Source organism: Armatimonadota bacterium (genome assembly GCA_039679645.1).
In the GTDB taxonomy this organism is placed as follows: Bacteria; Armatimonadota; UBA5829; order UBA5829; family UBA5829; genus UBA5829.
This window is the reverse complement of the sequence record JBDKUO010000010.1, coordinates 1-25,396: the sequence shown is the minus strand read 5'-3', so window position 1 is coordinate 25,396 and position 25,396 is coordinate 1. Positions and strand designations below refer to the sequence as shown.

At 50.3% G+C, this 25,396-nt stretch carries 24 protein-coding genes; 4 read left to right on the top strand and 20 right to left on the bottom strand.

What is annotated here, in order from left to right:
* Positions 1-336: 336 nt before the first annotated feature.
* The 7 genes from ABFD83_02365 to ABFD83_02335 form a co-directional block, all read right to left on the bottom strand.
* Complete coding sequence (locus tag ABFD83_02365) at positions 337-1,191, bottom strand: sugar phosphate isomerase/epimerase family protein (protein MEN6355910.1); 855 nt, start codon at positions 1,189-1,191, stop codon at positions 337-339.
* 348 nt (positions 1,192-1,539) lie between these two features.
* Positions 1,540-2,565: a Gfo/Idh/MocA family oxidoreductase gene (locus tag ABFD83_02360; GenBank protein ID MEN6355909.1), complete on the bottom strand. Its 1,026-nt coding sequence runs from the start codon at positions 2,563-2,565 to the stop codon at positions 1,540-1,542.
* A gap of 285 nt (positions 2,566-2,850) precedes the next feature.
* On the bottom strand, positions 2,851-3,816 hold the full coding sequence (locus ABFD83_02355) for a hypothetical protein (GenBank protein MEN6355908.1): 966 nt from the start codon (positions 3,814-3,816) through the stop codon (positions 2,851-2,853).
* An 11-nt stretch (positions 3,817-3,827) separates the two neighbouring features.
* On the bottom strand, positions 3,828-4,811 hold the full coding sequence (locus ABFD83_02350; protein ID MEN6355907.1) for a hypothetical protein: 984 nt from the start codon (positions 4,809-4,811) through the stop codon (positions 3,828-3,830).
* Positions 4,812-4,932: 121 nt separating this feature from the next.
* Positions 4,933-5,349 carry a DUF3795 domain-containing protein gene (locus ABFD83_02345; GenBank protein ID MEN6355906.1) on the bottom strand — a complete coding sequence of 139 codons (417 nt, stop codon included), beginning with the start codon at positions 5,347-5,349 and terminating at the stop codon, positions 4,933-4,935.
* A 314-nt stretch (positions 5,350-5,663) separates the two neighbouring features.
* Positions 5,664-7,937 (bottom strand): SpoIIE family protein phosphatase, encoded by a 2,274-nt coding sequence (locus tag ABFD83_02340; GenBank protein MEN6355905.1) that lies wholly within the window; start codon positions 7,935-7,937, stop codon positions 5,664-5,666.
* A gap of 203 nt (positions 7,938-8,140) precedes the next feature.
* Positions 8,141-9,724, bottom strand: coding sequence for a glycoside hydrolase family 172 protein (locus tag ABFD83_02335; protein ID MEN6355904.1), 1,584 nt, complete (start codon positions 9,722-9,724; stop codon positions 8,141-8,143).
* A gap of 283 nt (positions 9,725-10,007) precedes the next feature.
* Here ABFD83_02335 and ABFD83_02330 point away from each other — a divergent pair, with 283 nt between their 5' ends.
* Together ABFD83_02330 and ABFD83_02325 are read left to right on the top strand one after the other, a co-directional pair.
* Positions 10,008-11,063 carry a uroporphyrinogen decarboxylase family protein gene (locus ABFD83_02330; protein ID MEN6355903.1) on the top strand — a complete coding sequence of 352 codons (1,056 nt, stop codon included), beginning with the start codon at positions 10,008-10,010 and terminating at the stop codon, positions 11,061-11,063.
* A 4-nt stretch (positions 11,064-11,067) separates the two neighbouring features.
* The gene (locus ABFD83_02325) at positions 11,068-12,318 is read left to right on the top strand and encodes an MFS transporter (GenBank protein ID MEN6355902.1); all 1,251 of its coding nucleotides are present in this window, start codon (positions 11,068-11,070) and stop codon (positions 12,316-12,318) included.
* A 143-nt stretch (positions 12,319-12,461) separates the two neighbouring features.
* Here the strand turns inward: ABFD83_02325 and ABFD83_02320 are convergent, their stop codons facing one another.
* The gene (locus tag ABFD83_02320) at positions 12,462-13,175 is read right to left on the bottom strand and encodes a prepilin-type N-terminal cleavage/methylation domain-containing protein (protein ID MEN6355901.1); all 714 of its coding nucleotides are present in this window, start codon (positions 13,173-13,175) and stop codon (positions 12,462-12,464) included.
* Between the two features lie 180 nt (positions 13,176-13,355).
* On the bottom strand, positions 13,356-14,474 hold the full coding sequence (ald, locus tag ABFD83_02315) for an alanine dehydrogenase (GenBank protein MEN6355900.1): 1,119 nt from the start codon (positions 14,472-14,474) through the stop codon (positions 13,356-13,358).
* A gap of 201 nt (positions 14,475-14,675) precedes the next feature.
* Between ald and ABFD83_02310 the strand changes: the two genes are divergently transcribed.
* Positions 14,676-15,230, top strand: coding sequence for a hypothetical protein (locus ABFD83_02310; GenBank protein ID MEN6355899.1), 555 nt, complete (start codon positions 14,676-14,678; stop codon positions 15,228-15,230).
* Between the two features lie 78 nt (positions 15,231-15,308).
* On the opposite strand, the gene ABFD83_02305 is transcribed toward ABFD83_02310, so the two are convergent.
* On the bottom strand, positions 15,309-16,337 hold the full coding sequence (locus tag ABFD83_02305; GenBank protein MEN6355898.1) for a hypothetical protein: 1,029 nt from the start codon (positions 16,335-16,337) through the stop codon (positions 15,309-15,311).
* A gap of 223 nt (positions 16,338-16,560) precedes the next feature.
* Here ABFD83_02305 and yihA point away from each other — a divergent pair, with 223 nt between their 5' ends.
* Complete coding sequence (gene yihA / locus ABFD83_02300; GenBank protein MEN6355897.1) at positions 16,561-17,160, top strand: ribosome biogenesis GTP-binding protein YihA/YsxC; 600 nt, start codon at positions 16,561-16,563, stop codon at positions 17,158-17,160.
* Positions 17,161-17,201: 41 nt separating this feature from the next.
* Here yihA and ABFD83_02295 read toward each other — a convergent pair whose 3' ends face one another.
* The 10 genes from ABFD83_02295 to ABFD83_02250 all read right to left on the bottom strand — a co-directional run.
* Entirely contained in the window at positions 17,202-18,065 is an 864-nt protein-coding gene (locus ABFD83_02295; protein ID MEN6355896.1) for an FAD/NAD(P)-binding protein, read from the bottom strand.
* Positions 18,066-18,084: 19 nt separating this feature from the next.
* Positions 18,085-18,687 carry a hypothetical protein gene (locus tag ABFD83_02290; GenBank protein MEN6355895.1) on the bottom strand — a complete coding sequence of 201 codons (603 nt, stop codon included), beginning with the start codon at positions 18,685-18,687 and terminating at the stop codon, positions 18,085-18,087.
* Between the two features lie 111 nt (positions 18,688-18,798).
* On the bottom strand, positions 18,799-19,845 hold the full coding sequence (locus tag ABFD83_02285) for a 4Fe-4S dicluster domain-containing protein (protein ID MEN6355894.1): 1,047 nt from the start codon (positions 19,843-19,845) through the stop codon (positions 18,799-18,801).
* A 21-nt stretch (positions 19,846-19,866) separates the two neighbouring features.
* Positions 19,867-20,814, bottom strand: a complete 948-nt coding sequence (locus ABFD83_02280; protein ID MEN6355893.1) for a 4Fe-4S dicluster domain-containing protein — start codon at positions 20,812-20,814, stop codon at positions 19,867-19,869.
* A 144-nt stretch (positions 20,815-20,958) separates the two neighbouring features.
* A complete protein-coding gene (locus tag ABFD83_02275) occupies positions 20,959-21,423 on the bottom strand; it encodes a hydrogenase iron-sulfur subunit (GenBank protein MEN6355892.1) in 465 nt (154 codons plus the stop codon).
* Positions 21,424-21,506: 83 nt separating this feature from the next.
* Entirely contained in the window at positions 21,507-22,310 is an 804-nt protein-coding gene (locus tag ABFD83_02270) for a hypothetical protein (GenBank protein ID MEN6355891.1), read from the bottom strand.
* A gap of 13 nt (positions 22,311-22,323) precedes the next feature.
* The gene (locus tag ABFD83_02265; protein ID MEN6355890.1) at positions 22,324-22,698 is read right to left on the bottom strand and encodes a hypothetical protein; all 375 of its coding nucleotides are present in this window, start codon (positions 22,696-22,698) and stop codon (positions 22,324-22,326) included.
* On the bottom strand, positions 22,695-22,946 hold the full coding sequence (locus ABFD83_02260) for a hypothetical protein (protein MEN6355889.1): 252 nt from the start codon (positions 22,944-22,946) through the stop codon (positions 22,695-22,697). Before ABFD83_02260 ends, ABFD83_02265 begins: the two co-directional genes overlap by 4 nt.
* 414 nt (positions 22,947-23,360) lie before the next feature.
* On the bottom strand, positions 23,361-23,792 hold the full coding sequence (locus ABFD83_02255; protein MEN6355888.1) for a ribosomal protein L7/L12: 432 nt from the start codon (positions 23,790-23,792) through the stop codon (positions 23,361-23,363).
* Positions 23,793-24,096: 304 nt separating this feature from the next.
* A partial coding sequence (locus tag ABFD83_02250) for a CoB--CoM heterodisulfide reductase iron-sulfur subunit A family protein (GenBank protein ID MEN6355887.1) occupies positions 24,097-25,396 on the bottom strand: 1,300 nt, incomplete at its 5' end.

Below are 25,396 nucleotides of genomic sequence, written 5' to 3'. Positions count from 1 at the left end.
AGAGGCTGTCTCAAAAATCGAAAGTCGAGCAGAATTAGCGTTATCGGCACGTCTCAGATGTCATTAAACTTCTGGGAAGCCCTTTCCTGCTAATCCTCACTTCGTGAGTTTCTTGACGATTTGAATTTTTGTGATTATGAGACAGTTTCTCAAATCCCGGACCATCGAACACCCAGTAGCCCTCATAGTCGGAATACCGACTTGTGTAGGTCCCTAGAAAGTTGCGTAAGACACCCTTAATAGTTCGACGCTTCATGTGCTTTATCGCTTCCTCGCATAAGGAACGAAAGCCCTCCAGGTAAGATACCTGGAGGGATATAAGGGTTGCGGTTGTTTTTATCTTCCCAGAATCGCGTCCATTGCGCGAGAGGTATTGCCTATTATAACCTCTGGATAGTGCTTGTATCCTGGGATCATCTCGGCTGTGACATAGCCGTTGTAGCCGATCTCCTTAAACGCGCTGATAACAGCCGGCCAGTTCACATCCCCTGCAAGCAAGTCGACGAAACCGTCACCGGTGCCCACAGCGCGGCGGAAGTCCTTGAAATGGACTCTCTTGATCCTCTTGCCGAGGGTTTTGATCCAGTGCTCCGGATAGCCGTAGAGCAGGCAGTTGCCTACATCGAAGTATGAGCCGACCCACTCCGAATTGAACTGGTCGATGAACTTATTGAGTTCGGCGGGACCTGTGAGGAACTTGTTCCAGACGTTCTCCAGACCGATGGCGATCTTTGCAGCCTTGGCATGGGACTCCAGCTTACCGATGGCTTCGGTGGCGCGGTCCCAGACATCATTGAACTCGACTACTTCTGAAGCCGGATCGAAGAACACATCCACCGCTCCGGGAATTACAAGCACCGCGCCTGCATCAAGCCATGCAGCAACGTCTATGAGCTTCTTGCCGATTTCGAGAGCTTCGGCGCGGACCTTGGGATCGCTTGCGGTAAGCGACTTGCCCCAGAAGAGGCCAGTGGCAACGGATGATATCTTCACACCGGCATCCGATGCGGCCTTTATGATCTCTTTTGCCTTGGCCTCGGTGGTCTGCAGGCTCACATCGCCTGTCTCTGAAAGGCAGGCCTCGACCGACTCAAACCCGGCTTTTTTGGCTTCAATAAAAGCTTCCGCGACGGGCTTTGTGCCTTCCAGCCCGCCCGGAAACGACCAATAACTGATTCCTTTAGTTAACATAGTCCCTCCATAATCAACTAAATTTCTATCGAACCTAGTCATTTCGAGCGCAGTGAGAAATCTGCTGTTGAAACATCAGCGCAAAGCAGATTCCTCACATTCGGCGAGATAAACGAATTGATGATAGTTCAACGTCATATTTCGCCGCGTTCGGAATGACAAAGTTTGAAACGTCTGCATTATTGCAATTGGTCATAGCAATATGATATTGCGAGACTTCTGTTTCGGACGCGATTGGATATCGCGTCCGAACACTATTAAAATCAAATGCGAAAGAGCGAAATTGCGAAATCAGAGATTCCTTTTCGTGTTTTCCTACTTTTCGCGTTTTCGCGATAAAAAGTTATATTATAACTCCACAATCTGCCCAGTTTCAGCAGATTTTGTGATTGCAAGGCATATTTTGACCGCCTCGCGAGCCTGCTCAGGAGTGACTACAACCGGCTTTTTACCTGCTTTCAGGCAGCCGACGAAATACTTGATCTCGTTGTAATAGCCGCCAAGTGAGGATAGGTTGCCCGATGTCTCCGTAGACTCACCAATCTCCGGTTCCGGAAGCTCAGGAGCATATGCTTCGCCCTCATTCGGGTAGACCATCAGTGTAGGGTCGCTGCCGGTATCGATCTTTATGGAAGCCTTCTCGCAGACTACTTTCAAAGACATGTTAAACGGATAAGTCTCGGACATGATCAGCGAACCCTCGGCGTAGCTGTTAGCGCCGGACTCATGTCCCCATCCCAGTGCCTGGACGGCGTCGAGTCCGCCGCCGGGACCCTTGGTGCCCTGCGCCTGAATCTTTTTCGGCGCGCCGATAAGATAAGCGATGTAGTCCTGGTCATGAACATGCAAATCCATAACGCCGCCGCCGCTCCTCTTGGGGTCCCACAGCCACTTTTCCCAGGCCCAGTTGGCCGGAGGGCTGAGTCTACTGGCGCTCACCCACAGCACCTTGCCGTATTTGCCCGAATCGACGATCTCTTTGACGACCTGATACTCGGGCCAGAACCGAATGACCTGGGCGATCATAAATGTGACGCCCGCCTTGTTGACGGCCTCGATCATCTTGTCGCACTCATCCACTGTCAGAGCCATCGGCTTCTCGCAGAGAATATGTTTGCCGGCTTTGGCTGCAGCAATAACATGCCCGGCATGCTGATATGTCGGCGTGCAGATATCGACCATATCGATATCCGCCGATGCCAGCATATCTTCGATGCTCGCGTAAACTTCGCAGCCGAACTTTTCTTTTGCTTCATCTCTCTTTGCCGGATCGACATCGGCTACCGCTGCTATCTTGCTCTCGCCTGCAGCTACATGGCACTGGGTGTGCATATGGCCCATAAAGCCAAAACCCACCAGACCTACTTTAATCATTATTCCGCTCCTTGCCATTTAGAGGTTTGAGGTTAGAGACTCGCTCCTAATGCCTCGCTCATTTTTACCACTTTGGCGGGCTGTCTGTCAACCTGGTTTGATGATTTTAGAGTATTCACTTCTTTGGGAGAAACTAATTGTTTCAGCATGGGGGATGGGAGTTAGGGATTAGGGAAAGTGGTTGGTTGTCCACTCAACCATCTCTATCCCCTATCCCCCAACCCCTGACCCCCAATTTCCGGATAACTGAACTCTCTCGATAGTTTGAGGGTTTGATGGTTTTGGTCAACCAAGTAGAGGAAGCAATCTCTCTTCAAGATCGCGTATCTGCAGCAGGACATCGCAGTATGGCCTCAGATTCTCCTTGTCGCTGAACATGTCGCCCGCTGTAAAGTCCTGCGGGATAATCTGCCCCAGCTTCGCGCAAAGCGCTGCAATCTCTTCGTAGCGACCGGCCAGATCGTACCTGTCGTTGTCGCGGAAGAACTTTACGGCATACTGCCGGTCGAGGTACTGTTTGTAGTTGCACATCACATTGAGATACACCCAGCCGTTGTCATCCCATGTATACGTAAGTAGCGCATCAGCAAAGGCTTTATGTGCAGCGAGGCCATTGTGCTGGCCCGGCACGAGGCTCTCTTCCTGAATAAGGCGCGAGATCAGCTTAAGAGTTTCCGCCAATATGGTTTGTTTGTCAGACTTCTCACATTTGCCATCAATGATGAGTATTTGCCCTTTACCGTCCGCGAAGAAGCCATTGTGCCAATCCGTCTTTCTGAAATAGCCGGTCTCGTCCGGCGCATCCGGGTGATCGTCCTTAATATCCATAAATGTGCTCCACCCCAGCAGCACTCGGCCATCATCGTCATAGCCGGAGATCAAACAAGTATCAGAACAATTAATCACACCTTCAATTGAGATAACGGGAACGCCCTTGTCTATGCTGTCCATAATCAGCTTGCTGTCGGTCTCATAATCACTCCGAGTGTGCTGCGAAACGTTGTATCCCAGCATTTTGAAGGTATGCTCAGGGATAACCGGCGTATTGATAACGTGATAATTGCCATGGTTCCATCCCTCTACTGAAAACGAGGTGCGGAATGCGCTTCCAGAAACAGCACAGACGTAATCATAGTCCAAGTTCTCTCCGAGGCCACCCAGCGCAGAGATGACGCTGTTTACATACTCACTCTGCCTTGTGACATCACTCCAGTCGACTTTTCGCAGGCCCGGTATTACGTTTCTCTTCATGGTGAATCCTCCTATATCTTCTCCAGCAGATCGGCGGCCTGCTTTTCCAGGTCTCTTATCTTGAGCACACGCTGCGCATACTGCTTGCGGAGTTCCTTGTCCTTTACACGCTCGCCTGTCTGTGCTTCCGCCTCAGGTAAGTATTTGTTCATCTCATGCCGGTAAACCGCGATTTGATCATATAGCTTCGCGCACTCCTCCAGCACATCGGCCTTGTCCTTAATAACAGTTTTAGCTTCACGCAAAAACGGCGCCACATAGAGCTTGTCCTGATACACGTTACAACCGAGGCACACCATCATCAAGTCCAAACAAAACCAATCATCGTTATCCTTGCATATCAACTCCGCATAATGGGTGTGGCCTGCTTGGCCTGCTCGAATAAGCTTCACCGCCCATCTGAGCGTCTCCCTGATGGTCTCTTCTTTGCTCAGAGTTGTCGTCGGCTCGCCAATAATCAGAATCCTTGCGGCAACCTGTTTTAAGTCGCCGTCATGCCATTTGCTCTTGCGGAAGTATCCCGTGCTGTCAGCCGGCTCGTCGTGGGCATACCCTGATCCATACATAAATGGATTCCAACCAAGCAGGACGGCACCATCGTCATCATAGCCTGAAATGATGCAGCATTCCGAGCAGCTTATCACACCTTGGAATGTCAAGACCGGGACACCTCTGTCAATGCTGTCCATAATCAGCTTTCTATCCGTCTCATAATCGCTTGGAGTATGCAGCGTGGCATTATACCCCAGCATTTTGAAAGTATGCTCAATAATCGACATGTCTTCAATGATATGATAGGCTCCCGGGTTAACCCCCTGCTTTGGAGAGCAGGCACGGAAAGCGCAGCCCGATATGCATGCCAACTCGTCATAAGTGTATTTCTTGCCGAAGTGCCCCATTGCCGATATCACACAATTTAGAAATTCGTTTTGCCTTTCCAAATCACTCCAGTCGACCTTGCGCAACCCAAGTATTACGTTTCGTTTCTGATGCACTGGTTTTTCCTCCGCTCCATAAGTTAGCTGGCAAGAAATGAACATTGCGACCATGCCAGTAATGAGCAAAATAGTTTTCATTCTTGGCTGCACTCCAAACTTGATGTTAGTTCAGGCGTTATCATTTCTTCTCTCGACGCGAAGTGGATCTAATTGAATCAAGCCGCAGTTTGTTTTCGTAAGGTTGAATAAAACACCTGTAATCTTCTTCCGGAATGCCTTCAGAGAATTGCTGCTTGACATCCTCATAGATTACCAGCCGCTGCCTAAACTTTTCACATATATACTCATCACATTGTGCACAATTATCAAGACCTTTCTCCAGCACACATGGCCGTATCGGACAATCATCATCGAGCCTCAGACCATCAGTCATGCATCCGGCACAACTGATATCAGCGGCAGGAATGCGAAAACCGAAATACTTAAACCAGCCGTCACTCAATTTCTGCCTGTTTTCCGGGTGTGCTTCTATGTTCGGTTTGTATGCCAGACATAGGTCACAGCGACTACCACAACGCGTTAAAATTTCGTGCATGATGTTTCCTCCTTATATGTGTGAATGCTGCTAATACTCAATATACCAATCGTAAGCCTACTTGTTTCTCAATAATTCTTGGCCAGTATAGCACAACATTAGAAAGACCTGCATTAACAATCACAAGCTCCGTTGATTCCGTTCATTTTTGCAATCGTTAGGAGGAACCTATCCAGCTTTAGTTGCTAAAACGAAGAGGTTATTTACGCTTTTGCCAGAGAGGATGGCTGTAGAGGATTATGCTGCTTGATTGCCCGTTTGAAACCGTTGGTTAGAAATTACAGACATCTTGCATAAACAATTTCAGTGCTGAACTAAACAACCTTGGTCACAACCATCGCAACGTCGTCTGTAATGCGGCCGTGGCCGAACTCGAGGAGGGCATCGTGCATTCCATCGACAATCTCTTGAGCGCTTAAGGGGGCAAAGTCAGCAAGCAGGTCCATTACTCGCTGCGTGCCGAAACGCATCCCTTCGACACCGGCTTCGGTCAGGCCATCAGTGTAGACCATCACAATGTCGCCCGGATCAAGATTGATCTCCTGCTGAGCATATTGAGTCCCTTTTTTTATCCCCAGCAGAATGCCTTCTGACATTAACACTCTGCACTCACCGGTCCGGGAGCTATAGTGAATCGCAGGCTCGCAGCCGGCGTTGGCATAGAGCAGTTTCATTGCCTTGAGATCGATAATGCCGTAGAAGAGGCTGATGAACATATCGGAGCGGGTATCTTCGCAGACCATATTGTTGGTCTTTACCAATACGTCCGCGGGATATGCGTATTCGTGGGCATATGCGCGCAGCACGTGCTTGCCCATGGTGGTATACTCTGCGGCTTCAACATCGCTGCCCGCTACATCTCCGAGAGCAATTCCAAGCATCTTTGGGCCGACATTGATGAAGTCGTAATAGTCACCGCCGACCTCCTGGGCAGGTAAAAACTTGTGGCCGATATCGAGTCCGGCGAACTTAGGCGCTTCGGCAGGCACCAATCGCTGCTGCAGAATTTCCGCTATCTTATACTTCTGCCTGTAAATTCGAGCATGGTGGATCGCAATGCCCGCAAGTTCACCAATGGATCGCACCATATCCTGCTGAGATTTTACAAATGTGCGCAGCTCTCTCGAAAAGCCGACAGCCACACCAACCAGTTTTCCATGATGTCGGAGTGGAATCGCAACTGCTGACTTGAGCTTCTCAGCCTGCGAAATCTCAGTGCACAGCAACGGTGACCTGGTGATATCGCGCATCATGACCCTGGCATTTGTCTTCTTTACTCTATTTGCAAATGGGGCCGCGATGTCATAATACACATATTTGCGCTTGTTCTTAAGACCAATGCCATGACCTAGTCTGAAACGACCGCTTGGCTCGTCTATAAGAAGCAGCGAACAAACATCGAGCTGAAAGACCCTGCAAATTACCTCAGAGACTCTGTGCATGACTTCGTCCAGGTTTAACGTGGAGGTCACAGTACGTGATATCTGCAGAAGACTGTCGAGCTGCTTTGTACGGCGATTGACACGAGCATAAAGACGGGCATTCTCTATAGCGACCGCCATCTGGTTTGCGACCGTGCCAAGCAGTTCCAGATCGCGCTCATCAAAGACTCTCTCAGGATTGACCGTATTGACATTGAGCACGCCTATGATCATACCCTTGGCCTTTAGCGGAACAGACGCAGCCGAGGTAATATAATCTCGGAAGGACGGCATATGAAAACGAAGATCATTGCGAGCGTCACTGACCAGAACGCTCTCACCATGTTCGGCCACCCATCCCGCGATACTCTCACCTACAGGTTGCTTTGTATTCTGGACCCACTTGCGGGCGATACCGCGCGAGGCGACAATCTCCAGCCTGCCGGTTTCCTCGCTCAGAAGCATCAGAGAACCCGCATCTGCGCGCACCGCCGCCATGGACTGCTCCAGGGCGATATCCAGCAGCTTGTCGAGGTCCAGAGTGGAGCTGACCGCATGACTTACCTGGTTGACCAGCGAAAGCTCCTGGATCTTGCGATTAGCAAGGCTGATCAGGTCACTCGGCTCCGCAGCCGACGTTACGGCGCTTGGACCCATGTTCTTCCATGCCGCAAGAGCAGCCTGGCTGGCCACCACATGGGCGAGTTCGATATCACCGGGAGCAAACGTCCTCGAACCTTCCGACAGGGCAACGAAAGCGCCCAAATTGGCCTCGCCTACCCTCATCGGCACGCTCAGAACCGCCGAGATGCCCAGTTTCTTCAGGTTGACCATAAGTTCGCGATTTTTACCGAATGAGTTCGGGTAGATCACTGGAGCGGACGAGTCGAGCGACTCATGAGCGACAGACTGTGCAGTAGCAAGTAAGCCTGGTTTATTACTCAAGCCATTATTGCCTCCCGCTACAAGCTCGCCATTTTCATCTTTTATGAAGACGACTGTCTTGGAGACACGCAGCAGTGTAGCGCCTGCCTCCGCAGCAGCAGGAAATGCGACACTGCCATCGGCGGCATCAAGGGTTTTGGACAGATTGGAAAGAGCAACTACAACCCCATATCGGTCTTCAGGCGAATTGCCGCCATCAGCCTTAGTGATGCCTTTTAGCATTTCTAGTCTCCCACGGGCGGGATAGAGCGGATCTTGAAGTGTATCCGGCGCAAGTATATCACCGGCCGGGCACACTGTCAACAACCAGTCAGAGTAATAATTAACAAATGCAATCCCTCCAAGCATACACAAGGAGGGAATGCCGAACGATCTCTCTATATATATTCTGCCATTTTCCTAGCATTTCTCTATAGGTGATTATACTACTTTGTAACATCCAATGGGCAATAATTCGTGCGCGCCGAAGCTGGTTCGACAGGCTCATAGGCATCCTGGCCGCCGAGGGCAAGATACCAGTAGGCGGTGCATGCATATAACGTTGGGCGATCATTCGGCCAGTACTTCTCGATATCGCCCTCGAAGCTCTTTTGGAACGGCACACAGTCGGCTATCTGCCAGCGGTTCAGGCTCGCCCACTTATTGTCGGGAGCCTGGCGGGTCTGGTTATGAAACGCATTCTGGAAATAGTCCGGTGAGCACCAGGCATAACCGAAATAATCCTCCGAACCGGTGCCGAATGTGGACGGAAACTTCTCGCCGTCAACAAAGAACTTCTCATCGCCTTCGCCCCACCAGCCGCCTTTGGGATTGCGCACATCCAGCATCACTCCAACAAAACGACCCTGGCCGTTTGTCTTGAGCATTGTCCAGTCTATTGCGCGTTCAGACTCTGTAGGAAGGAATGCGTCTCGGTGCCATTTGGCATGAAAACGCATCAGGTCATTGATATCACGAGAAAGGGGAGCGCTGACAATACTCAGTGTTACCGGGAATGCCTTGTCGCCACCATTTTGAAGCTCGATCTTCGCATCCTTGGCGAAAGGCATATACCACAGGCAATACATCTCCTTGTCGGTCACACCCATCGGCAGTGATTTATATTTCTGGATGCCGGGAGCCGCACCAAAGAAATCGCCAAGCGGGACCCATACGCTGGGCTGCTTCTCGCCGTCCCAACTGATCTTCAGCACCACCTCACGAAGCTGCTTCTCTGCATTCTCTCCCCAAGCCGGATCAATTGCCAGCCGGATTGAGGTGATCGCGCGAGGACCGGTCAGTTTGGTTACGATATTCTTTGATCCGGGAGCCAGGGTGAGAAATTTTGTCTCGGCGGTTTCACCTTTTCGGACACCTGCCGGGTCGCGGCCGAGTCTGTATCTGAGGAACCTGTCGGTCTGCTTGAGAGCAGCCAGATCTTCCTGCGACACGTTTTTTTTGAAGGTAGGAACAATTGTGTCCTTTGGAAAGGTTGTATAGGTGAACTGAAAATAGGCTCCCCAGTCTTTATCGGCCACAATCTTGCAGGATTTCTGGTAAGGAATGGGGACATACCAGTTTCTTCCCTGAGAGACGGTGTTAACAAGTGAGGAAAGATTAAACTCATCGACACTGTTGTCAAAGTAACTGTGAAACGGCATATCAAGCACAGGCTCAGGTGCGTCATCGAGATATATCTTCAAATGCCCTCTGCCGGCCAACGCGCTCCACATACGCCATATACAGCCTGGACCATTCATCTCGGCAAATACTGCCTCATCGCCCTCCATGCGTATGACACCGCCGCCGTCACCGTTTGCATCCCAAGCTACATATTTGCCGGTTGCTTCGTCATATCTGCTTGCGCGGTCATAGCTCGAAGCCTGTCGGCATTTCTCGCCAACAACCGGCAATGCCGCGAGCCCCTCAAGGTCGGTATATCTCTTGACGAGATCGACATAGGTCATCTGAGCCCCAAATGCCGGAACCGCGACTGCTAAGCACAATAAAATCATAAGCCAAACCTTCACATGATACCTCCTGTTCGAGTTGTCTATATTCTTCACAAGATAACTCACGCATACACTGTAAGGACGATGCGGTTGTTTGTCAAGTATCATGCAACCTTCGTGTCTATGCAACCTTCGGGGCATACGCCCGCGAAGCATAAGAAATTGGGCTGTGAATTTGATTAACTGAGAAGCAATCGAGCAATAAAGGTGATAACATATAAACGTAAGTCAAACATCGCATAGCGGTGAAATGCCTCAAGAGGCATAATCAAGTTTTGATGACATCTGTTGGAAGGTTTTAATGCCGAAAGAAACAATGACCGGACGCGAACGCTGGCTCGCCGTTCTAAACCGGGAAAAGCCTGACCGCATACCTATGGACTACTGGGCAACTCCCGAAGCGAACAGTAAACTCTGTGAACATGTGGACTGTGATATCGATACTGCCCTGAAACGATTACACGTCGATTTGCCGCTCTGCGTTGGAGGCAACTATGTAGGACCGAAACCAAGCGAAGGTCAGGATATATTCGGCGTGAAGACCGTAGAGATGGATTATGGAACAGGTTCTTACAATGAATCTATCACCTCGCCTCTTGCCGGTTTCAATTCAGTGGCGGAAATCGAAGCAAACTACACATGGCCGAGCCCGGACTGGTGGGACTATTCTCACCTGCCGGAAGCAATCAGAGGCAATGAAGACCGCGTAGTAAAAGGCGGAGGATCTGAGCCGTTTCTGGTCTACAAACGTCTGCGTGGAGATATGCAAGCATTCATGGATTTGATCGAGAACCCTGAGATTGTGCATTATTGCCTGAATAAGCTATTTGATCTCGCTTATCAGGACACTCTACGAATCTTTGAGACGATCCCGGGACAGGTAAATGTCACATATATCGCAGAAGATGTCGGCGGTCAGAATGCGCTTATGTACTCGCCTGAGCAGATCCGGGAATTTCTCCACCCGGGTATGAGGCGAATGATCGAGCTTACAAAACAAAACGGCTCGCACGTATTTCACCATACTGACGGGGCTGTGCGAGACATACTGCCCGACCTGATCGACATCGGCATTGAAGTCCTGAACCCCATACAGTGGCGCTGCCCCGGCATGGAGCGCGAAGGTCTCAAAAAGGACTTCGGCGACAAGCTGATCTTTCATGGAGGAGTAGACAATCAGTATACTCTGCCATTCGGCAGCACCCAGGAAGTGCGTCAGGAAGTGGAGGATAATATTCGTATCCTTGGGCATAACGGCGGCTATATCCTGGCTCCGTGCCACAATATTCAATCGGTAGGACCTGCCGAAAATGTTGTCGCGATGTATGAAGCCGGATATGAATATGGATGGTGCTAGACGCATGAATGAAAGGCGTAAAATTTTCGGAGTAAGCAAGACTGTTTTTACATTGGGAATTGTCAGTTTCCTCACTGACGTCTCCAGCGAGATGCTGATCCCGATAGTGCCGCAGTTCCTAAAGTTCATAATAGGAGCCTCTACGCTCAGCATAGGACTAATCGAGGGAATTGCTGAAAGCACAGCATCGATACTGCGTGTATGGGCAGGGTATCTTGCGGATAAGTCAGGCAGGCCAAAGCTGCTTACGGCGCTCGGTTATGGACTTTCCTCACTCACCAAACCGTTTTACCTGCTTGCTGCGTCATGGCCGGATGTGCTCGGGATCAGATTTGCGGACAGGTTCGGCAAGGGAATACGCAGTGCTCCGAGAGATGTGCTTATTGCAGATGCGACAGATGAATCGAACCGGGGAAGGGCTTTCGGACTGCACCGCGCAATGGATACGGCAGGAGCCGCATTAGGTCCACTGATCATACTGATCCTGGTTTGGCTGCTTCTCGGCAGAGCTGCTCCACAAGCGCTCGGCACACATGACAGAGGTCTCTACCACATCATATTCCTTGCAGCGACTGTCCCGGCTGTCCTCGGCTGGCTGGTACTGGTGATCTTTGTACCGGAAAAAACACGTAAAGATGGCGAGTCGTCAAAGCCCGAAATAAAACTCTCTTCGCTGGACAGAAGATTCAAGATATTCCTTGCTATTGTGATGTTGTTCGCTATCGGCAACTCAAGCGATGCGTTTCTGGTGCTGAGAGCAAGAAGCGCACCTGTCAGTATGGGCTTTCTAGATTTTCTCTGGGTATATGTCGCGTTCAATGCTATATCTGCATTGGTCTCGCTTAGAAGCGGGATCGCCTCTGACAGAATCGGCAGGCGGCCCGTGATAATAGTGGGATGGCTGGTCTTTTCCGTAGTCTATGCGGCTATGGCGCGTATAACCAGTCCCGCAGGCGTTTGGATATGGTTTACTATCTACGGAATATACTACGGTATGACCGAAGGCATCCTGAGAGCCTACGCAATTGACCTTGCACCCGCGCATCTTCGAGGAACCGCAGTCGGAGCGTATTACACTTTTACGGGTGTAGCGCTTTTACCGGCGAGCATAATTGCCGGTCTGCTATGGGACAAGGTCTCACCGAGCGCGCCGTTCTATTATGGCGCAGCAACATCACTTGCTGCGGCTTTGATGCTCGCGCTGTTTGTCAAACCCAGACCGGAAAACGGCGTGGCCATAATCGAGCCGGAATAACTCGGATTGCAGCAGCTATATGTGGCAGCAATTCAAGATTTAGCTTTTTGAAAACGTTAGGGCACTATCATTCCTCGACTTCGCTCGGAATGACAGTGCGCGATCACTTTGATCTCATCACGAATAATTATGACTAGTATACACTACCTCGGCAAATTTGCGCCTGTAACTGACCCAACTTCCCCTGCTGCTGTTGTATCCGCGAAGCCGCAATAACCGGGGGTGCCATAGCCCGGATTGTGAATGCAATTGCCGGACCAGGCAGCGTAGTTGTACTCATAGTCGTAACTGAAAGGCCCTTTAGGATACTTGAAGTACGCTGCATGCCCATCGCAAAACGCGAATGTCTTGCCACCATTATGCCAGTATGTGTGTGATGAATCTAAATCAGCGCCAACTGTCTGACTGAACCACTCACCACAAGAATCACCGGTTTCAAACACAACCCGAGAACCTTTTTCAAAGAGCAGCACTGTTGCGGAGGGCTTGGGTGCCTGCTCCACAATTTGACCCGAGATGTTTTTTGGCATCGCATAGGAACGGACATATTCGTACCCTGGTCTTTTGTTGACAGGACATGTTAGCACTTTCTTGTTCTTCAAGTAATTCCAAACTGCTTTGTCCCACGTATATGACCCATTGTGCCACTTCGGGATTCTACCGCCGTAATCACCGGCATAAGCCTGTATTGCTTTGCCGACCTCACCTATGTTGCTCAAGCATGAAGCTTGGTTTGCAACCTGCTTGGCGTTTGTAAACACTGGAAAGAGAATCGCCGCAAGAATAGCAATAATTGCTATTACAACAAGCAATTCTATCAATGTAAATCCCATACGTGGGCCGTTTGGCACTGTCATCGTTACACCCTCTCATTCCTCTATACATATGATGCTGGAATAACTTACTAATTGCAACCTAAATACAACCAAAAACCACCGAAAAACTGCCAACCATAGACAAGAGTGTTGGTGTTGCAATAGCCATCATATCGCACATACACGCTCATTATTACCTATTTCAGACTGTTTGTCAATGACTCAAAAGCTTTTAATTTCTTCAACATTGAAATATTCATATCCGAACAGTTCTGCAACCTCAGCCAATATGACCTTACCATATGCAATATTCAAGCCTCCCATTAGCTGTTTGCTCTCTTGAACGGCCTGTCGCCAACCCTTGTTTGCAAGCTCAATAATATATCGACCGGTGCTGTTTGTGAGCGCATAAGTCGATGTGCCGGCCACTGCGCCGGGCATATTTGCCACACAGTAGTGCACGACACCCTCCTCGACGAAAATCGGGTTTGCATGCGTCGTCGGGCGGCTGGACTCGAATATTCCGCCCTGATCGACAGCTATATCGACCAGCACCGACCTCGGCTTCATCAGCCGCAGCATATCTCGGGTAACAAGCACAGGCGTACGCGCGCCATGACGCAGCACAGCTCCGATTGCCAAATCCGACTCGCGCAGGACCATCCGAATGTTATAACTGTCCGACATGATCGTGCGGACGTTGGCAGGCATCACATCATCCAAATACCTAAGCCTGTCCAGATTGATATCCAGCACCACAACATTCGCGCCCAATCCTGCAGCCATCTTAGCCGCATTGGAACCGGCCACACCCCCGCCGATAATCGCCACATTAGCTGGAGCTACACCCGGCACACCGCCGAGCAGGATTCCCCTGCCCTCCATCGGTCTTTCGAGATACTTTGCGCCTTCATGGACGGCCATTCGCCCCGCGACCTCGCTCATCGGTGTAAGAATCGGAAGAGAACCATCAGCCTCCTCGATTGTCTCATATGCAATGCAAACAGCGCCGCTATCGACCATGGCGCGCGTCAGCTCTTCGTTTGCGGCAAAGTGAAAAAATGTAAAAATGACCTGGCCGTCACGTATAAGCGTATATTCGCTAGACACCGGCTCTTTGACCTTAACGATCATATCAGCCGCTTTGAAGACATCTTCAGCTCGCACGGCTATATCCGCTCCGGCCTCTATGTAAGCGTCATCGCCTATTCCACTGCCTCTACCCGCGCCGGTCTCGACCACGACATTATGGCCTGCTTTTACCAGCGACTCGACTATCGCAGAGACTATAGCTACTCTATACTCGCCTTCTTTTGTCTCTTTCGGCACACCGACTATCATTACAAACTCCTTAGCTGTCACGTTACGACGCATGACGTTATACCCACAATGCCTGCAGCTATCATTATCTACACACATGCAAACTGATTAGGGCGTATTGCAAAAATTGTGAAATATCATAGAAATCGCCCCTTGTTACTGGGTAACCTATTTTTGTAGGACGACTGGAGCGGTTTCACAGTCGTCCCGTGGAGGTGGAAAATGGCTGGGGCAAAGACGAGCCTTACGGCTGTTACTATAATAGTCATCCTCGGGCTAGCTGCCTGTGGGACAACCTGGGGAGCGCGCACAGACTTTGAACTCGACTCCCTTCGCGGACTGGGCGGCGTGTATGTGATCGTCCAGACTTTAAGCCCCGAAATTACGAAAGATGGGCTTACAGTAGACATGCTCAAAACGGCAGTTATAAAGAGACTGAACACGGCGGGTATAAAGATGCTTCCAAAGAGTGACTCACTTTCTTCCAAAGATGGGATTCTGCTGATCGCGCTGAGTTCTATCAAGAGCAAAACGGGAGTGCATGCCTGCAGCATTGACGCTGAATTGATTCAGGTTACAACTCTTGCCCGAAACCCGGACAAGCCCTGTCCGGCGACTACATGGGCAAGTGGGATTGTGGCAGTTGTCAGCCCGGAGAATGTCGGGCATCTCAGTGATACAGTAGGTGAGGTAATTGACGAGTTCGTACACGACTACCAATCGGCAAACAATACATCGGGCGCCGGGCCTGCAATATCAGGTGACAAGGTCTTGTAAGACAGTGAACCCAACCCCTCTCGCATCCGGGAGGGGTTGGAATAAATTTACTTGTGCCGATAAAATCAATGCTGATATTCAACCACCGACGATTACCGGCGCATTGATACGCTGGTTGTCTTTAAGTATCTGAAGCTCGCCGTTCATCAATAGAAGATCTAGTGTATCCAATGATTTTATCAAAGTCGGCGGTATGATATTTCTCTTGAGTATGACATATCTCATTACCGGCGAATAGTTGTAGTTTGTATTTGATGCACCTATATTGTTCGGACAGTCCTTCACAAGCGGCAACTGAAATGGCGGTTTAGGTCCTCGCATCACAAAGAAATCAGTCGTATCGGAATCAGGAATGTTTAGCAGACCTGACGCCAAATTTGCACCCAAAAACGAGGCCAATTCCTGGTCACCCACATCCGTGATTTGCACTAGAAAAGTGTTCACTCGCTTGGTCAGGGGGTCCTGGCGATAGATCAGCCATGCCGGCATAAAAACAGCCTTGATTTTCGGATCTATATTTCCAGCCTGCGGAATTTTGTAGTTTGAGCCGTCACTGACAAATGGATCGGTCAGCGGACCAAGCACCAGGATTGGACAGTCCATAACTACTTGAGTCGGCACAATATCGGCTTCTGCCGAGTCGGGTAAACCTTGTGGATTGGACAAAGATGCAGGCTCTGCATTGCATATCGGTCGCGGTGTCACGTGATCTTTCCACGTAATTTCAAACACCTGCCAAAGCGCCGAATAAGCTGGCTGCCTTGGAGTCGTACTAAATATTGGCGGGTTTTGGGAGTTGGTCACCATATACAATGGCTGGGCAGCAATATCACCGCCAGAAATCTTAGGCACAAGTGCGCTGGAGAGTTTTGGTGCCAAAATCGACTGTCCTCCCAAGGCGCGAGTTTCTGCAAACCTGATGTTGTTTGTAGCCACACAATAATACCAAGCCTGAGTGCAGTTATACCACCCCATGCGTACTATAACCCCGCTGAATCCATATGGCGTCGGAAATGCTGAAAACTCCCCAATGCCGTCAGTAGCATGGACGCATACAGATGCTATGAGCAGAATCAGCACTAATGCAGACATAATTTTCAGTCTCATAATATCTCCTTTTTCCTCTCAGAAATCATGGCGAGAAACGAGCTTGTACATTCACTACGACCTGGCCCATTCACCTTACCCGATGTTGCATGCGAGATAAACGGAGAGTGGTTCTCAGATCAGTCTGAAATAGGCAAAATTTCTATTATACAGATAAACAGGTTATAATAAATACACATGGTTAGATCTTTGATGGAAGCAGCCGGCAGAGGTAGCTAGAGTTATGCGTATTACAGCAGAATATGTCACCAGCGTGGCTCGCCTGGATCAGTTGCCCAATGAAAGCCTGCCCGAGATCGCGCTGACAGGGCGATCCAACGTAGGCAAGTCTTCGTTGATCAATACCCTTGTCGGCAAACAGGGGCTGGCTCGAACGTCCAGCACGCCCGGACACACTCAGACCCTGAACTACTATCGAATCACTCCAGATGAAAAGACAGGCATGCCTTTTTTTCTCGTCGATATGCCGGGGTATGGTTTCGCACAGGTCAGCAAAGGCAGCCGCGCCCAATGGCTGGATATCATCGGGAATTACTTCGATACACGGCAGGCACTGCGGGGTGTTATGCAGATAATCGATTTACGGCATATGCCTCAGCCGCTGGATCTAAATATGGCGCAGTGGCTGCGCGATAACGGGCACAATTTTGTGGTGGTCGGAACCAAGGCGGACAAAGTGGCAAAAACGAAAGTCTCAAGTCTACTGACACAGTCGGCAAAGAGCCTGAATATCGATAGCCAGGATGCAATGGCATTCTCCGCGCAGACGGGGCTTGGCCGAGACCAGCTTTGGCGCCGGCTTCTGGACATGACCCAGAAATAGTATATGCCTCGGCATACATATATCCCGAGGCTTATGATCTTCTAAAACTCAGGCGGAAGTTCCTTGATCTCGGCATATGAGAACACAGGGCCGTCGAGGCAGACAAATTTGCTGCCTATATTGCACCTACCGCACTTGCCGATACCGCACTTCATCTTCATCTCCAGCGTGGTATAAATCTGCTCGTAAGTAAACCCGAGATTTGCAAGCTCCACCAGAGCGAACTTTATCATAATGGGAGGACCGCAAGTTATAGCGATTGTATTCTCAGGCTTGGGAGCAAGTTCCTTGAGATAGCCTGGAACATGGCCGACATGGTCTTTCCAATCATCATCGCCCTGATCGACCGTGAGATAGAGCTTGCCCTTGGTGTTCCACTCGTCATACTCGTATTTGAAGCACAAGTCGCCGGGAGTGCGCGCGCCGTATAGTGTCGTGATATCCGCATAGTCGGTGCGGTTGTCCAGGCAGAAATTGAGCAGTGAGCGCATGGGAGCCATGCCGATGCCGCCGCCTATAAAGAGCAGGTTCTTACCCTTCCACTCGTTATACGGGAACCAGTTACCCAGTGGGGCTCGGATTCCCACCACGTCGCCCTCGCTCAGCTCGTGCAGCGCGGATGTAACCGACCCAACCTTCTTTACCGAGAACTCGATATAGCCCTTGCGGGTGGCGCTGGAGGTCAGGCAGAATGTAGACTCCCCTACTCCAAACACCGAGACCTCCTGGAACTGACCCGGCTCATAATGGAAGTTATCTCGGAGTTCCGGGTCCTGGAAAACTACTCTGAAAGTCTTGGTGTCCCAGGTCTCCTCGATTATCTTCTCGATTACGGCCAGCTTAGGCTCGTACGGGTTGCATGTGCACTTATGAGTGCTTGTTTTTTCAGTTGTTGTTTGTGTCATATTATTACTCACTATTGTGCTAGTTAGAATTGCTCCCAATTATAGAGCGAAACAAATACTCTATCGATTGCTTCATATCCATAATACTTTTTCGAAGCTCGCACAAACTCTCGTTTATACTTTCTTGTTCAGGCAATAAAACAGGTCGGTCGTGAGGAAGTTCCTGCCGCATCTTACAAAAAAACACAACGACATTATAATTAGTGAATTTATCTAGTAATGCACACGAATTTGAATCCAGATATATTCTGTTTTCGTTTATAAAGTCAGAATAACTATCTAAAGAATTTTCAAAAACCGTAAGCAACTCCTCGTTGTATATGTCACTAGACCACTTGTCAGTTGCCTTTTCAAGACACAACAAACGTTTATATAATTCGTCAATTATAAAAGCATGCTTCTCATGCAGCTTAGCATATTTGGTTTCGTGCTCAAAGGATTTTAGCCGAAGATCATTTTTAAGGCGTTCAATTTCTGCTTGATAAGTTGCATCCAAGTTACACTTGTATTTCTGTAAATCACGTGACAGGATATGTGAGAGAACCTGTCTTGCTATATACACGATTGCGGCAACAACAATAGCTGTGGAACCCAGAGTTTTGAAAATTCCATTCCAATCCATTATGTCACCCGTTATATCTCATTAACCGATCTGAAATCTACTTCGCGCAAAGCAGATTCCTCACTGCGTTCGGAATGACTGTGTGCGAACAAAAACTTCAGGATTAAAGCTTCAATCTGCTTTTACCGGCTCCTCAGCACGTTCTTTCGAGCATGTACGAGTCAGTACGTCGCGAATGTCCACATTAACAGGGCAAAGCTCCACGCATCGACCGCAGCCCGTGCAGCCGACTACGCCGAACTGCTCGTGCTGATACTTGAACTTATGCAAAAGTCTCTGGCGTGAGCGCGGAAGCTGATTGTTTCGCGGATTGTGGCCGGCACCCATCAAGGTAAAATCTTCAAACTGACAGGTATCGCGGCACCTATAGCGCTCTGTGCACAAGCCGTTGGTCTCGTCCTGAATATCGAAGCACGAACAACTCGGGCACATATAGCTGCACATTCCGCAGGCTAGGCACTTTTGAGAGATTTCAGCCCAGATCGGGTCTTCCCAGGCGAGATTGTCGTATAGTGCCTTACCGGCAAACGGCAGCTTATCGCACTTGGCGAAGAGGTCCCAGACCTGATTGCGCGCTATGGTATCGGCCTCATTCGACTCAGTGAAATATGCTCCCGCAATAATCTCTTCGCCTTTTGCACTGATGCCCTCGACATAGAATTTGTCGCCGAGATCATACATAAGCACATCGACGCTATCTTTCCACGTTTCGACATCGTCGACTGAGTTGCAGAACCAGCTCCAGCGCTTCTCGGCAGGCATTACAGCCACCAGCACTGTATTCTCACGGCGGGCGGCGTAATATGGGTCCTTGAACTTGTCGTCAAGAAAGACTCTATCCAGCACACGGATAGCCGCCGCATCCGGCAGCCACATGCCAAGCATAACCGTCGGTTTGCACTCGGGAACCGCAGGCTCGACTTGAGCGCCCTCGGCGCCTTTGCTGACTTTGAAGAGAGTCTCATAGCGCGGCAGGAGCCAGTCCTTGGGCGGCATCATGGATTTGCTGCCGTCTATTATGGGCTCATCGCCGGGTTTGATCTCCCGAAACTCTGCGGGGGCATCTTTGCGCTCAATCGGCGCCACGACAGTGTGCGACTGCATCAGCACGTCTATCCACTCTTTAATTTTATCTTTAGAGATGATCTTCTCGCTCATATATACCTTCTTATTTGAAACCTATCCCCCATGATGCGCCGGGTCAAAGTCTTCTTCTTTATACTGCCCCAGCACAGGAGATTCCTGATTCGGATCGCCTGCTTCATAACCGTATGTATCTTTGACGGCCTGAGCCATCTCACGTGCAAGCTCGGCTACGGGTATACCGACGGGACATATTCGCTCGCACTCACCGCAACCTATGCACCGGCCCGCAATATGCATCATTCTTGTGGCATGGAACATCCAGGCCTCTTCAGCAGTGGCTTTCTTGGCGGTCCACTTGGGCTCTACGCGGTCAGCAAAGCAGGTCTTGCAGTAACACGCCGGGCACACCTGCCGGCAGGCGTAGCACCTGATGCACTTCGAGAACTGCTCGCTCCAATACGCCTTGCGCTCCTCGGCAAGCTCCGGGATAAGGCTCTCGCGTATATCAGACGGCTGAACTGCTTCGCCCAGCTTGACATCAAATATAGCAGGCTCACGCTTGGTGCAGACCAGGCACATATCGCGCAGGCAGTCTGAGCAGGAAAGAGTATAGTCGCCGTTTGTCGTGCTGACCTTCAGACCGTCGCTTGTCCAGTCCAGACCGATGACGTCCTGTAAATGAAAGTCCTGGCTGTCGAGATTGAACGCATCCACGACTCCCGCACATCCCAGGCCGATTATATACAGGTTCTCACGCTTGATCTGCTTCTCCTGAATCAGACCTATCATGCTCCTGATATCGCAGGGCTTGGCGACTATTCCGACTTTTTTGTCATTCGCCAACTTGGGCAGGTAAACGGCCAGGTTATTCACGCACGCCGGGTTCCATACGAGCTTGTCGGCATCCTCGGGCTTTTCGATGAACACAGGCGTCGTCTTGAACGGCGCGCTGCCTGCTCCCCAACCTATGACAACACTTACATCGCCGCCTTCCAGCGCTTTTTTTGCTTCTTCTTGAATCTTGTTTTCTATATCAGACATATTCTCGCCTTTATGGTAATCTGCAATCGAAACGGGACGACTTCGGCCCCTTCGGAACCGAAGCAACAAACGTTTATCCAATCGTTCTTTGCGGTCGCGATCAGATATCGCGCCCGATCAAGGTTATTAACCGTCAACTGGGAACTATGGCGTAACGCCTTCAAACGGACCGAGTTTCTTGATCTTCTCGGTCATCTCAGTCACAAGCTCGGCAAACCGGTTGCCCTCAGAGGCAGATACCCACTCAAAATGGAACCTCTCCTCAGGGATTCCCAGGCTCTTCAAGAGGTCTTTGACGAGCGCGATCCTGCGGCGGGCATAATAATTGCCCTTGGCGTAATGGCAGTCGCCAGGATGGCATCCGAGCACTATCACGGCGTCGAAACCCTTCTGGAAGCCTTTCAGCACAAACATCGGATCGACCCGGCCAGAGCATGGCACGCGCACAATCCTGATAGTCTCAGGATAATGCAATCTCGCGCTGCCCGCAAGGTCTGCGCCCGCATAACTGCACCAATTGCACAGTATGCCGAGTATTGTCGGCTGCCATTCTTTCTTGGCGGCAGCTTCCTGGGTTGTATTTTCTATAACTGCTGTTTCTTGTGTCATATCAACTCTCTGTTCATTGTTGCCAGTTGTCGGTTGACGGTTCGATAATCACTAACAGGCAACCGCAAACTGTCAACCGTCAACTATTTCTTCACCACATATCCCGGTTTGAGCTCGCCTATACTACACAGCGATGTGTTTAGCTGGACAGGCTTACCGTCCGGCCCTGCGCCCTCGGCTCCTGAAGTGACGACCTCCATCTCCTTTACGACTCCCACGCCATCGGCGATCCAATATATCCCGCGCCTGTGGCCGGAGGTTATCGTAAAGGTCTTGCCCCACATATCGACAGTGCCGGAGACATCATCACTCGTATAAATCAGCTTCAGACAATCCTTGAATGTGCCGGCAGGAACTGTTACGCTCTCTTTACCGGCTCCCTTTGCCGATACAAATGTCTTAATGTCGCCGCTGCACATAACACCGACATCCCACGACTTGCCTGAATTGGCGGCGGCACTATTGAAATAAAAGAGCGGCGGATCATAGGTCTGCTTATCGGATTCGCTTTCACCGGTAGAATCCTCAACTATCGAGAGTATGTGCAGCCCATCAGGACCGCTGGTCATCTTCAGATCGGACTTCTCGGTCGAATTGCTGCCGCTCGTCGACTTTGTATCCAGTGTCTCGCGATAGTTGTAGACCACAGGAGATGTGCCCTCATCCTTTGAGATAACCTCATATACGGACGAGCCTGAACTTGTATCGTGCATTGTCGCGACTGCCTTGCCGCCGATTTGGATATTCGCGCTCAGAAGCTTCCATCTGCTGTACTCCCACTTATTGCCGGGCGTGCAGATAATCGGCTCAGGCGAGGCGAAAACAGGCACAGCCATCGCGAGCATTATCAGACCAATTAATATGTATCGGAACGATTTGTTAGACAACACCTTGCTCCTATTATGTATCAGTATCATTACTAATTTTTCTATTGAGCGGTTCCGAATCGTTATTGAGTTTATAATCCAGCAGTTTAACCGCCACCCACAACACAAACGCGCATATCAAGGACAATACTAAGCCCCATGCAAGCTTCTCGGAACTACCGGTTGGAGCCGTTTTCCATTCTTTGTATAGGAACTTGAAACCTCCGGCAGCCGCGCCAAGCCCCCACCAAATGCTGTGAAAGTGACTCAGCCAACCAAGGTTCTTATTCTCTTGTTTCTTATTCTTCTGCTCATCAATCGATTTCTGGACTCTTTTCGCCACGCGAACCGCGAACCAGATTGTCAGAACGCAGATAATGACCAGGAACGCAATGATAGTTATCATCATTCATCCGACTTGCAGTGAGCAGAAAACCTAGAAATTCCGCCAAGCAGCGCGATGAACACGGCTACCTTGAATGCCATATACCATGAGATCGACTTCACGATCAAACCCTGCTTCACCGCGCCGGGGAAGATATCCGGTATTACCCACGACCAGAGCAGTTTGATTACAAACAGCCCAAGGATAGAACCTACAACTACAGCGGACAAGACTGCTGCACCTATACCGACTTTCTTTGCGCTTGATGTCATAGCAGTTCCTCCATATGTCGCCTGCACCATTTAGCTATCGACAACACAGTGAGTCTAACAATTTTTGCGATAGGTTGGCCAACAGCATTGCTCCTGCTACCTGTATCCAGGTCACGCGCGGAAAATCATACCTAAGCATAATAAGTAGCACAAGCGCAATCACAACAACACTTGCAAATATCGTAGAAAGAAGTGATCCTAGGAATCTGTGGATATTGTTCGAAAACCGATTTATAATGACCTTTTCCAGTGCATAATCGGCTAAATTCCACACAGCAAACATAAATACGTATATCCACATTTCGTACCTCTGCAAGCCCAGATGGTCCGGTAGTTGACTGCCGGACCGATGTATCGGGGGTTTAAACCCCCAAGACCTCCGAACGGGATTCAAATCCCGTCCGATCATCATTGTCAGCTATCCTGCTCATTCTCCACAATCTGAACTATGGCTCCGACAGCTTCCAATCGTGACTTTACCAATTCCGCTTCCGCGTGCCAGACATTAGTTTTCAGAGTTGCCGGAACGTTATTACATAGTTCCCGGGCTTCCCGGGGAGCTATTATGTATACACGCTGCAGCTCACGAGCCGCCCGTCCAATATCCTCGCCGGCAGATTCCAAAACGAGATTGCATCTAGGCATCGCCAATGATTCAAATCGCTTTGGCTCAGGAACCATCTGCGAGCGAAGCTTCATTCTTTTATCAATCCAGCGCTGGCGCTGTATTCTCCAGCCTAATGCATCAAAAAACAGAATGTATACGATCCATAAATAGAACCAATGCTCAGTCTGCAAGGCGACAAAGACCACAATTGCATTAAACAGCAGCCAAGCAAATGGCAACCACCGATCAACCCAGTTGCCCCGGCTCCATTTTCTGTATGCGATCAGACATATGCACATGGTCTAGCCCCACATATAATCGCGCTTCACCCAGATGGTCCGGTAGTTGACTGCCGGACCGACGTATCGGGGGTTTAAACCCCCAAGACCTCCGAACGGGATTCAAATCCCGACCGATCATCATCCTGAAGCGGATTCCTCGACTCCGCATTCGCTCCGCTCGGAATGACTGGGTGCGAAATGCTAACCTGTTATTCTGGACTTTCCACTCTCAGCTCTCCACTCTCCACTCTCTGCCAATCAGCTACTTCCTCACTTTAGCCATATCAGCGAGAGCGTCTATCTCGGCAAGTATCTGATTGCCCTCGAACCCGCGCAAACGGGCAGAAAGAGACCGGCAGGCGGCTGAGCATGTTCCGCAGCCTTTGCAGACGCCCTCGTTGACGGACGCAACTGTCTTCATCACCTTGTTCTCACGAGTGGACTTGGCCCTGTCCATCACCTCGACCAGTTCTATTGCTCCGAATGGACAAACACCAACGCACAGTCCGCAGCCCGCACAGGTGTCTTCGTTGATATAGGCGATCATTGGCTCGCTCTTGATAGCTGGTTTGCTGAAGAGGCCCGTGACCTTACTCGCAGCGCCGCTCGCCTGGGCGACAGTATCGGGAATATCTTTCGGATACTGGCACGCTCCCGCAAGGTATATACCGTCGGTGAGAACCTCGACAGGTTTGAGCTTGGGGTGAGCCTCACTGAACCAGTTGTATTGATCAGTAGAGATTCCAAGCTTACGCGCGAGGTCCTTGGCGTCGACCTGCGGCTCCATAGCCGTCGCCAGCACTACCAGATCGGCTCTGACCTCAACAGGCTTACCAAGCAGTGTATCGACTCCCCGCACGACCATCTGATCGTCATCAGGATAAATCTTACTTACTCGGCCACGTATATAGTTTGCGCCGAAGTCCTCGATAGTCCGGCGGACGAACTCTTCATAGCCCTTGCCGTTCGCGCGGATGTCCATGTAAAAGACATACGTCTCGACGTCATGCAATTTGTCCTTCACCAGCAGTGCCTGCTTGGCGTTATACATGCAGCAGACCTTGGAGCAATAGGCATGGCCGTGCTCGTCGTCGCGGCTGCCCACGCACGATATGAACACGATAGACTTCGGAGTCTTGCCGTCGGACGGGCGCACTATATGGCCATCGGTGGGGCCGGACGCATTCATGATCCTTTCGAACTGGATCGACGAGATAACATCGGGATACTTTCCATAGCCATAATTGCCAAGCTTGGAATGGTCCCAGAGCTTGAAGCCGGTCGCCAAAACTATCGCGCCGAACTTCTCGGTGATGACCTGATCCTGCTGTTCGTAGTCGATAGCGCCTGCCGGGCACATTTTCTGACAGACGCCGCACTTGCCTGTCTGGAACATGCGGCAGTTCTCGCGGTCGATCACGGGCTTGTTCGGAACGGCCTGCGGGAATGGTCTATATATCGCGCGGCGCGTGCCCATGTTCTCATCAAACTCGCTCGGAATGCCCTTCATCGGGCACTTCTCCAGGCACAACCCGCAGCCGGTGCACTTAGTCTCGTCGATG